Source organism: Bacteroidota bacterium, assembly GCA_016213405.1.
Classification (GTDB): Bacteria; Bacteroidota; Bacteroidia; order Palsa-948; family Palsa-948; genus Palsa-948.
In genome coordinates, this window is the sequence record JACRAM010000007.1 from 1 (window position 1) to 10,683 (window position 10,683).

Genomic DNA, 10,683 nt, shown 5'->3' on the forward strand with positions numbered 1-10,683 from the left:
AAGAACATTATAATAACGAGCGCCCTCACGATTCTCTTAACTCTTTGTCTCCAAAACAATATTTACTCAACAACAAAAATCAAAATCAACCAATCCCAAAACACAATTTTGAACTGTCCTAACAATGGGGAAGCTTACACAGACTGCTGACCAAGGATATAATGCCTGCTCTCAATACCAAGACCAAGGATATAATGCCTGTTCACAATACCAAGACCAAGGTTACAGTGCCTGTTCAAATTGGGCAAAAAACTGTTGCACTTGGATACCTTGTTCCTGGGCTTGTCAATTATTTACTTGGGTTTGTATTGCATGGTATTGGGTATCAAATATTGTATGTGTAGCATGGTATTGGGTAACAAATCTTATATGTGTTGCTTGGGTTTGGATTTCAAATATTGTATGTGTCGCTTGGACTTGGATAGTTACACGAATTTGTAAACTTTATTTATGGATAATAACAGCAATAACATTTACAAATTGCAAATGCCGTTAATTATGAACATTATAAAAGATATAGATGAAATAAATATTCTTATAAAAAAAAGAAAATATAATTTTTCTGAAATCGTAATTGATTTGCCATATTTTACGGTTGAAGAAAATAAAAAATATAGCGATAAAATTAATAAATACTATTTATCCTGTGGTTGTGAAACGGGAACATATTTTATGATTTTTGCAATTTTATTCGCTACAATAATTTCTGTGTGTGAGCTTTTTTTTAAAGCAACACCATTATTATGGGGAATTATTTATTCCGTAATTTTTGTATTAATATCTGCTATAATCGGTAAATTGACTGGTCTGTTAATCGCAAAAATAAGATTACACAAAACATTTAAAAAAATAAACAAAATATATTTACAGAAGCATAAAGCAACAGAGAATAAATTAACTTAACAATCATGAAATCATGAAAAAAATAAAAAAAGTATTATTTATCATATCAATATTTTCTCTGCTAACATTATATTCCTGCAAAAAAGTGAGAAACGAAGAAATGACAGTTATAAAAGATTGCACAGGTGTATATCTCCGTTTCAATAACAATGATTACACAGTTTGTAATCTTGACATGGTTTCCTCATTTCCCGATGGTGCGACAGTTACAGCAACTTTTAAAAAAATAAAAAGTTGTTCTGATCCTGGACAAAGTGTTTTTGTTTGCACTATGGATCACCCAAATAAAGGGTGGATTGAAGTTGAAAAAATAAAATAAAAAAACACGACTTTTCTCGACAATTTCACATCTGGACAGTATCTTTTCCAACCTTGACCGTAACATTAACGGCATCTTTCGGGTGACAGCGTTTCCCGCCTTGACAACTTGCACCATCCGACAGCGAACAAGAAACACCATCTTCCAAAATGGCACGCACATTTGCACTTTGCCTCTTTTTATTTTTATTTACGGGAATAGGCAAAATGCAAAAGAGCGTGCCCATCCTGCACCCCGACAGTAATAAATTTTCAAAAATGCCCGACACCAAAACAAAAACAAAAAAAATAATTCTGCACCCAGACAATCACTTCATCACGACAGAAAAAAAATACAGGGCAGCAGCCAACATCAGGTTTGCGCTATGCGGGCTGACGTTTAAGTTTGAAAATTTATATCTTCGTTTTATGTTTGTAATGGCAGACAATTTTGTATTCCAAAATCCCGCACATCGCAAACCTGAAAAACGTTAACTACAATAGCCCCGCCTTGTAAATTCTCGGCAACTCCGCACTCCCGTTGGACATTAACGCAGTCCTTCAACGCAAAATACAAACCGCAAAAAAACATCGGCAGACAACTTTTCACTCGCTCGACAATTTCTCCAATCTCGACAGCATAAAAATCAAATACAAAAAAAATGACCAGCGTTTTGTAGCCGGACAGTTGCGTTGTTAATTCACGCAGTTCTCATGCAGACAGCATAAACCACATATAATAAGGTAGCGCGGGACAGTTACTTTCTCGCTTGAACGCGCTCCCATCGTGACAGTAATAAAAACACAAATACATCGTCAGACAATTTCGCAACCCTTCATCGTTGCTTTTAACCAGACAGCAGAAATCATTCGCAGGACAATTCCGGCAATCATTGATATAACTCCGCATCTGCAAAAGAGGTGTATTCCTTTTTATTTTTTATTTTGGTATACACCACATTTGCAAATGCTCCAATCACACGAAAGAAATCCACAAAAAGATTTCCTTATAATAATTTTGTCTATTCCAATGTAAATCATACTTTTGTTCTCATAATAAGCAATCTGATTAAAACCTTATATGATTTTAATTTTATAGAAAAGGTTTCTTCCACTCTCTTTAGCGGGCAGAGAAAAAGAAACTGAAATGTTTAACTTGTCTTGAGAAATTAGGACATAAAACTTTTGGTGATGAAAAAAATATTCTGTTTGCTTTATATAATCCCTTTTCTTCTTTTTATTTCTTCTTGTTTCGCACAGTCGCAAACTCCTGCATGGCTCTTTCCTATAATGTTTAAAGATTACAACGGTGAAAGAGACACTATTTATATTGGTTATGATCGTAATGCAAGTTTAAATTTAGATACAATATTTGGCGAGAAACCTATTAAGATAGACACATCGAAATTTAATTCTGTATTCTTTTTTTGGGGGGGACAAGATTCTGCTGTTAAAACTATTGTTTGGGATTCTACTTATCTGACTGCTGGAAATTCTATTTCCTTTTTGAAAGGGAAAATGCCCCTCACAATGTACTGGTACGATACTTTATTTTATAGTGACAGTTTGCCCTTCCCAAACTTATCTCCTAAGCCAAGAGGAAGAGGGAATCTAACATGCGGGGGATCTATTTGTCCTAGTGGTAACGATATTATCTTAACGGATATGCCGGGTAGTTTACCTTTTGTGCCTAATTTCACTTTTTCCGACAGCATAGTATTCCCGGGAGACAGCACCCAATCAGGCATATCAGTAAATATGTCTTTGAGAATTTTACCTTTTAATAGTTTAGATAATGGAACAGGTATTGCAGAACTTTTTGAAGAAAATGATTTTAATATTTTTCCAAATCCTACTACGGATATCGTTATAATCCAACCGCATCAGCAAGTGCAATATAGTTACAGCATAATAAATGTGCTTGGAGAAATTATAGCGAACAGTGCTATTATCAATAAGGAGGCAAGAGTGGATATTTCTAATTTATCGGATGGATTGTATCTTATTCAACTCAAGGGAAGTCACTTTACAGTTACGCGAAAACTTCTCAAGGTAAATAACTTTTAAAACCCAATCTCATGATAATCCAAAAACATTTTTTCTTAACGGTTAGCATACTATTGCTGCCACTCATTATTTTTGCTCAGGCAAATAGTGAAAACGGCTACCACATTCCTGTTAAACAGGGCATCGTCAGAGTATTTCTCATCTTTGCAGAAGTTTCTGATAACTGCCCTGGGTATAGTAAAAATTATACACCTAACCCAGCACTGTGGGCTCCCGGGCAATTGCCAGCAGATAAGGATAATTATTTTAATACGATTACCCCTAGTCAACAAGGAGGACTTATTACTGACTTTTTATACGAAGCATCTCACGGGCAATACATTGTTTTAGGCGACTATTACCATCAACTCGTATCCGTTACCTGTGCTGATATTTTACAATATGGGAAATTTGGCGCTATACAAAATTTTCTGAATAACGATCCTAATTTTAAAACAAACAGCAATTTGCCGATTCAGTTATTTGCTCAATGGGATATTCCTGCATCATCTTACGGTACACCCAATGTACCTCTCGCAACTGACCAATATGTGGATGGAATTGCTGTTATCTGGAGAAATGTGAAGGCATATAGTAGTACAAACTGTGTTAATGATGCCTATGCAGTTCCTTCAAGAAATAATTATATTACTCTTCCGGGCATGCTTGGACATGATAATTTCTTTGAGGGATCTGCCTGCTATGATGACGGATGGTGGCTTCCTTTCATGGTAGAATTCACTCATTGGATGTTTGGACCTAATAATTTTCATGGTACGGGTGGTGGTGTAGGCCCCCACACATTTATTCCCAATTATAGCAACTGGTTCAGTACATTAGGACAAGCAGGAGGTAGCCTCATTATGCGAATGTACAATGGATGGGATAGGGAAAGAACAGGATGGAAAAACCCAGCAAAAAATTATTTAATCAGCGCACTTAATGATGTGGGTACAACAGAAGTTCCCACAACTTTTGATATTTCAAATCAAAGTTCTACTGCAAATGGAATCTACATTCTACGAAACTTCTCTTCTTCAGGTGATGCAATAAAAATTAAATTACCATATTTTAATACATCTCCACCTTATACATCTGTTTATAATCAATACTTATGGTTGGAAAATCATCAAATGACCTCGCCTTTTGATAAAGATTTAATTACCGATGTTTGCACACAACAATTAAGACCAGGACTATATTCTTATATTACAGTGGGAAAAGATGTTAAGACTGGAACTCAGTCGCAGGTTTTTAACAATGCTCCCATGAATTTAGAAGGATGGTTTTATCCGCTCTCTGCCGAAGGTAATTATGATTTCAAGTTTAGATTTGACGCAATTCAACCCGGCACTTGGCAGGGTTGTAATTGGATGAATCAAAATATTCCTATCGATAAATATCACCCTGACACAAAACCTAATCCGTTTACTGGGCATTCGGATCTTTTTATGTATGTAGATCAACAACCCCAAAATGGAATGTATCCGACTGGAGACAACAACGCCATTGGACTTAGTGAATTTTTATCTGACGGAGTAACTGTTGAACATAATTGGTATGCAAGCGGTGATGATGAAGACGCTTTTAATTCTGCGTTTAGTAACAATTTAAAAATTTCCCTTTCCTCTAACCCCGCACCTATTCCCGTATATACTCATGAATTTAATGGTACTCCTGTCATAAAATCTGTTTTAGATGCAAGAAATTATGAAAACCGAAAAATATGGCTCAATGGATTATCAATAGAAATTTTAAGTGAAGACGCATTCAATGATGGTTCTGGAGCACTAAAAATTAAAGTTCTGTGGGATAATTATACTGTTGATAAAAATGTTCGATGGTGCGGAGATATTATGCTTTCTGATTTTCCCCCGGCAGGATATGGTAGCGGTAATCCTGATTATCTAAATGTACTTACAGGACAAACCGTTTTATTAGATCAAGGATTGTCCGCAACTCGTACTGCAACTCCGATTACTTATAATGGACAACCGCTTCTCAATGATCCTACATTGTTTACATGTTTGCCCGGTTCTCATTTTCATCTTGAAAATAACTCAACAGTAATCGTTGATAATGGCAGCACATTAAAATTACAGAACGGAAGTAAATTAGAAATTCATAATGGAGCAAAAGTAATTGTAAGAAATGGAGGGAAGTTAATAATGGAATCAGGCTCTCAACTTGGCATACACGATGGCGGACAAGTTTTTATTGATCAAGGAGGGACGATGGAGTATGATAATAGCAGTATTTTCTTAGATGGAACAAATGCTTTAATTGAAATTAAAGGAACATTAAATATTAAACCAAATGCCACCTTTTCCTTTTCTCATTCTACACCTGTTGGGGGTTACATAAAATTTTCTTCCGCCATTTCACTCAGCGATAATATAATTGCCGGAACAAATTCAAAAATCATTCTCAATGGAAACGGTCCGTCAGATAAAGTTTTAGAAGTAATTCAGGAATCTATGTATGCTGGAAGTTTGTTAGCAACTCCGCTACACTTTTTTCTATAACAAACGGTTTGGTTGCACTCGGAAATAATTCCCGCCTGAATGTCGGCTGTCCGCTTACATTAAACAATGTAAAAGTTACTTCAACTTCCAGTGCCTTTAACAATCATCGAGGAGTATCTGTCTACGGACAATCAGGTGTTTCAATTGACAACTGCATATTTGAATATGGGTACTACGGGATTTACGCATTTCTAACTTATGGCGGAGCGCCCCTTACTGTTACAAACAGCACTTTTCAATTTTGCAGAACTGGATTGTTTTCAAACGACAAAGGCGTTACCGTGGGCTCTTGCCAATTTTTAAGCAATACACTTAATGGATGGAAAGCATCCGCAATGTCTTTTCCAAGCCAGTTAACAAGCAGTACTGTTACTCAAACAGGCAGCACAGGCGTTGAATATATTTCAGCCGGAACCGGGTTACTTGTAAAAAACTCTTCCATCAATTCTAACGCGTTGACTGGTGTGTTTCGCGGAGGTATTTCATATGGCGGAACAGGTATGTTGACCATTCGTTGTAGTTCCGTTTCTAATAATGGCACTTTTAAAAGATGGAACATTCAGGTCACAAGTGGCGCAGACCTTAATATGAGTTCCACTATGGTCCCTAAAGGAGGGCAGGTTTCTGCTGTCAACAGTATAAAAACCATTGATGCGCAGTTGATAAATATGTTGTACCTCAATCAGGGATACAATGATTTAAGACCTGCTTCTGTTGTAGGCAATAAAGTTGTAACTGGTGCAGTGAAAAATAATTGCCTGAGTACTTTACAAGCTGCTCGCAACAGATGGAAAAATGCCATTCAGCCACCTACTCCTAATGTAGATTATATGATTGGTACATATAACTGCAACCCCAACCAAAATATTATCATCAATGACCCAACGCCTTTTAACAGCAATGTTTTATCTCCGCCCGCCTGCCTTGATGCTGCACAATTGCCTCCTCCTCCAAAAAATCCCAATGCAGCAATGTCAACACCGTTGGAGTTTTGTCCGAATTGTCCGAGCATCAATACTTCTTCTTTCAGCAATGTAAAATTAAATGATGCTGTAAAAAGCGCAATGAATAAAATGGAAATTGAAAATGCTGCGGGCAATGACTTAACCGCGGTGAATCAGTTTTATGAAATTCTTACTTTCCCTATTCAGCAAAAACATGAACGCTTTGACTGGCTGAATACTGTTTCCTATACAAAAATGAAAGAAGCGCTTGGGAATGCATTCTCAACGGGAAGGACTACTAATTTTTCTTTGAGTAATATATGTGTACAAAAATTGCTTGCCGTACAAGATTCAATTATTAAAAAAGCAAAAATAAACGGAGATAGTTTTACAGAATTTTATACCACAACTGATAAAGCATTTGTTTATCGCCTGATAAATAAGCGAGAGAAAACACTTGAATTATTGGATGGTGTTGTCTCCTGTATGGCTTTGGACAGCCTCCAAAATGCATTTTTATCTGAATCCCGAAAAATTGTATTTGCTGAATATCTTGTTCTTAGCGGCAGAGTTAAAAAAGAAAATTTTGAAAATCTATTAAATGGTACTCTTCCTCAAGTTAATTCCCAAAGCGGAATCAGTGTAACAAATCAGGATTCTGCTACTCAAACATTTTTCTGTGCCGGAGATTCAATCAAACTAAGACCAAATAAATTTGCTGCGACTTATCTGTGGGATTTCGGAAACAGCACTACTTCTAATCTGGCTTCACCTACAGTAGTATATAATCTGGCGGGAACATACAACATAAAATTAATTACCAGCACATCTTGTTCAGCAGATACATTTAATTCATCGGTTATAATCAACACTGCTCCTGTTGCTATTTTTAGTGCATCAACAACTTCGGGAGTTTCGCCTTTACAAATAAGTTTTAACAATACATCTACAGGTTCAAGCCCAGTTCATTACTCTTGGAATTTTGGAGATGGTAGTGTAGATACGACAGCAAATCCTTTACATATTTTTCAACGGTCGGGGACTTACTCCGTGTGTCTGACAGTATCAAACAAGTGTACAGAGGATACACAGTGTGTAATAATCACAGTGATTTCTACAATACATGGATTTATTTACAATGATTCTGTTTGCAGTGGGGGACCAGCAATAGGCGATACAATCGTATTAACCACTCCGCATGATAATCTTGCAGCAGGTCTAAGCCCTGCTATTTCAGATTCAAACGGCAAGTTTATTTTCAATCCTTCAGAAATAAATGCATTATTAACAGATTCAAATTTTAGTTCTTTTGTTTATTATTCATTGCAAACCCGTGGAACTTTTCCTCTTAAAGACACAACCACTAGAACAATATCGCAATGGATGGCTGTGAGCCCGGTTAATCTTACTTTATTACAGAAACCCCGCACCATCCGCGGAGTATTAATTGGCAATCAATTCTGCTCCCTCGAAAGCACAGCAGGTGTTCCCGTTATAATCGCTGATTCCGCTTTCAAACGAGTTGCCAATATTTCTTCTGCCATAACCGCTGCTGACGGAACTTTTTCTTTCGATGCAGCGCAGGTTGCTTTGCTCGACAGCACACAGAAATACTCACTTGCACTTGCTCAAAACGCAACCGTTGAACCATTGCCCATTAAACCCCGCCCCATTGATTCATTGATTAGCACCTGTGTTGTAAAAGAAATAGTCATGGTACTTGAACCTGTAATGAAAGACACTATCATCATTCGTCCCGCACCCGATACTATTGCTAATCAAAAAACACTAACAGATTCGGCAGGAAATATTTTTGTTGTTGATACAACCTCAACAAATTTCACAGTAAGAAAATTCAGCAGTGCCGGAACTCTCCTTTGGACTTCAAACCGCACGGGCAGCACAAACATTGCCTCTGCCGTTTGTCACGACACGAAAGGAAATATTTATATAACCGGAAAAAGTTGGAACGGTTCCGACTTCGACTATCTCACCGTAAAAGTGGACTCATCCGGAAATACTGTCTGGGCATTGCGCTATGATGCCAACTGGAACGACATGGCAACCGCAATATGCACAGACGCAGCAGGAAATGTATTTGTTGCCGGATTAACATGGAACGGAAGTTCGTATGATTATACCACCATCCGCTATTTGCAATGTGAGCCCTATAACTCTGCGCGAACTCAAAATCCACCAACCTCAACCTCACCCTTAACCCTAAACCTTGAAACTATTGTTTCCATCTATCCCAATCCAAACAGCGGAGAAATGACAATTAAATATTTCATCCCTCAAAATGAAAATGCACAACTTTCAATCTTCGATTTAATGGGAAGAAAAAAAGCAGGTTATCTTCTGAGCGGAGAAACTAATCAATTAAATATTTCCGAAAAGGACTTACCCGAAGGAGTATATTTCTACACTATTATTTCAAACGGCACAAAAATAAAACAAGATAAAATTATTGTGATAAAATAATTTTGGTTAGCGGGCAAAACAAAAGGCGGGAAATAAAACACCCGCCTTTTCTTTTCTATTGGAAAAATAATTTAACAACTGCACGAAAACGTTTATGAATAAAACCATCCGCAAACATTACCTCCAACTCACCGATGACAACAAAGCCCTCTATGAAGAAACCGAAGTAGTTAAAAAAGAAATCAGCCAATTTTATGAACAAGTAAAAGCATTCATGACAAAAATGGAAAATCGCTATGATGCCTATAAGCAAATAAATACTGCGAGTGAAACAATCCCTGTTGCTCTGTCTGAAATGGAAAATAATTTATTGCACACAGTCACCGATTATAAAACATTCATAAACGGATTAGTCGGCTTTTTAGAACAAGGAGTGGCGCTCAATAATAAAATAGCAGGTTACATCAATATAATAAAGGAAGGAGGCGAAAAAATGGTAAACAATAACTTAACAAATAAACACTGCGAAAAAATTCTGCATCAGTTAGAAGAAGGAATGCAATCATTGAAAAACCAATTTGAACAATTTAAATCCGCGTTTGCAGAAAAAAAATTACTGCTTCATCAACTATCCCTTTTATCCGATAAATTAGTCAACTGATTTTTTATTCTTAAACATGTCTGGCACACAAATCTCAAATTTAATTTTCATATAAATCCCTATAAAGTTTTTCCCACGGCACATGTTCGCGCTTCATGCGTTTCCCTAACTTCTTCAGATTTTCCTTCGCCATGTTTTTATAGTCCGCTATTTCCGAAGAACTCATTTTCTTTGTCCAGCCATAGTAGCCGCAATAGAAAAGCAATTTTTCAATGCAGGGATATTTATTATCCTTCACCGCGCTTTCTAAGTGAGTGTCTATGCAGTCCTTGCCTCTGCCTGTAATGTCTGCGCACTCGCTGCGGAAAATCCCGTTAGCAATGAAAGTATACAAAACTTTCTGCGCCATGTCAAAAGAAACGTTGAGTGTTTCGTCCATCTGTTTCATCCCGTTGAATAATGGGACTTATAAATTCAATGAACAAAAATAATTTCTTCATCTGCCAAAAACACCCATTGCCATTTATGGCATTAAAACATATTGCTCTGCATTGTATGTTTGCCCGCGTTAATTCAACAAAGAACCATTAGCCATTAAATATTTTTCACCATGCCCCTACAAACCCCACGCCCCAAAGCACAATACAACTGCGGACAAGAAGAACTCTACGCAGTCGCAATCCTCGGATGGAACTCTTACCTCGATAACCTCTCCGACTTCACAAATCATTTAACAACTTATACTGCCGCCTACGGCAACGCGCAAATAGCCCTCGTCACTGCCGCCAGCGATATGCCAGACGCGCAGCAGCGCGATGAAATCTCAGAATCCTTCCACGTCCTCCTCGAAGATGAAAAAGACAAATGCCTCATCCAATGGCAAAACCTCGAAAGTTATATTCTCCACTCCTTTCCCGAAAAACTTCAAAAAGCAAAACTCGAAGGT

At 37.2% G+C, this 10,683-nt stretch carries 9 protein-coding genes; 8 read left to right on the plus strand and 1 reads right to left on the minus strand.

Annotation, left to right across the window (positions count from 1 at the left end):
- The first annotated feature begins 450 nt into the window (after window positions 1-450).
- From HY841_01130 to HY841_01160, 7 genes are all read left to right on the plus strand, one after another.
- Window positions 451-903 carry a hypothetical protein gene (locus HY841_01130; protein MBI4929336.1) on the plus strand — a complete coding sequence of 151 codons (453 nt, stop codon included), beginning with the start codon at window positions 451-453 and terminating at the stop codon, window positions 901-903.
- Window positions 904-916: 13 nt separating this feature from the next.
- Window positions 917-1,222 carry a hypothetical protein gene (locus HY841_01135; protein MBI4929337.1) on the plus strand — a complete coding sequence of 102 codons (306 nt, stop codon included), beginning with the start codon at window positions 917-919 and terminating at the stop codon, window positions 1,220-1,222.
- 149 nt (window positions 1,223-1,371) lie between these two features.
- On the plus strand, window positions 1,372-1,695 hold the full coding sequence (locus HY841_01140) for a hypothetical protein (GenBank protein MBI4929338.1): 324 nt from the start codon (window positions 1,372-1,374) through the stop codon (window positions 1,693-1,695).
- A gap of 696 nt (window positions 1,696-2,391) precedes the next feature.
- Window positions 2,392-3,267 carry a T9SS type A sorting domain-containing protein gene (locus HY841_01145; GenBank protein ID MBI4929339.1) on the plus strand — a complete coding sequence of 292 codons (876 nt, stop codon included), beginning with the start codon at window positions 2,392-2,394 and terminating at the stop codon, window positions 3,265-3,267.
- Between the two features lie 11 nt (window positions 3,268-3,278).
- Window positions 3,279-5,771, plus strand: a complete 2,493-nt coding sequence (locus HY841_01150) for a hypothetical protein (protein ID MBI4929340.1) — start codon at window positions 3,279-3,281, stop codon at window positions 5,769-5,771.
- An 8-nt stretch (window positions 5,772-5,779) separates the two neighbouring features.
- Window positions 5,780-9,196, plus strand: a complete 3,417-nt coding sequence (locus HY841_01155; protein ID MBI4929341.1) for a PKD domain-containing protein — start codon at window positions 5,780-5,782, stop codon at window positions 9,194-9,196.
- Window positions 9,197-9,290: 94 nt separating this feature from the next.
- On the plus strand, window positions 9,291-9,797 hold the full coding sequence (locus HY841_01160; protein ID MBI4929342.1) for a hypothetical protein: 507 nt from the start codon (window positions 9,291-9,293) through the stop codon (window positions 9,795-9,797).
- Between the two features lie 40 nt (window positions 9,798-9,837).
- Here HY841_01160 and HY841_01165 read toward each other — a convergent pair whose 3' ends face one another.
- A complete protein-coding gene (locus tag HY841_01165) occupies window positions 9,838-10,176 on the minus strand; it encodes a hypothetical protein (GenBank protein ID MBI4929343.1) in 339 nt (112 codons plus the stop codon).
- A gap of 171 nt (window positions 10,177-10,347) precedes the next feature.
- Here HY841_01165 and HY841_01170 point away from each other — a divergent pair.
- A partial coding sequence (locus tag HY841_01170; GenBank protein MBI4929344.1) for a hypothetical protein occupies window positions 10,348-10,683 on the plus strand: 336 nt, incomplete at its 3' end.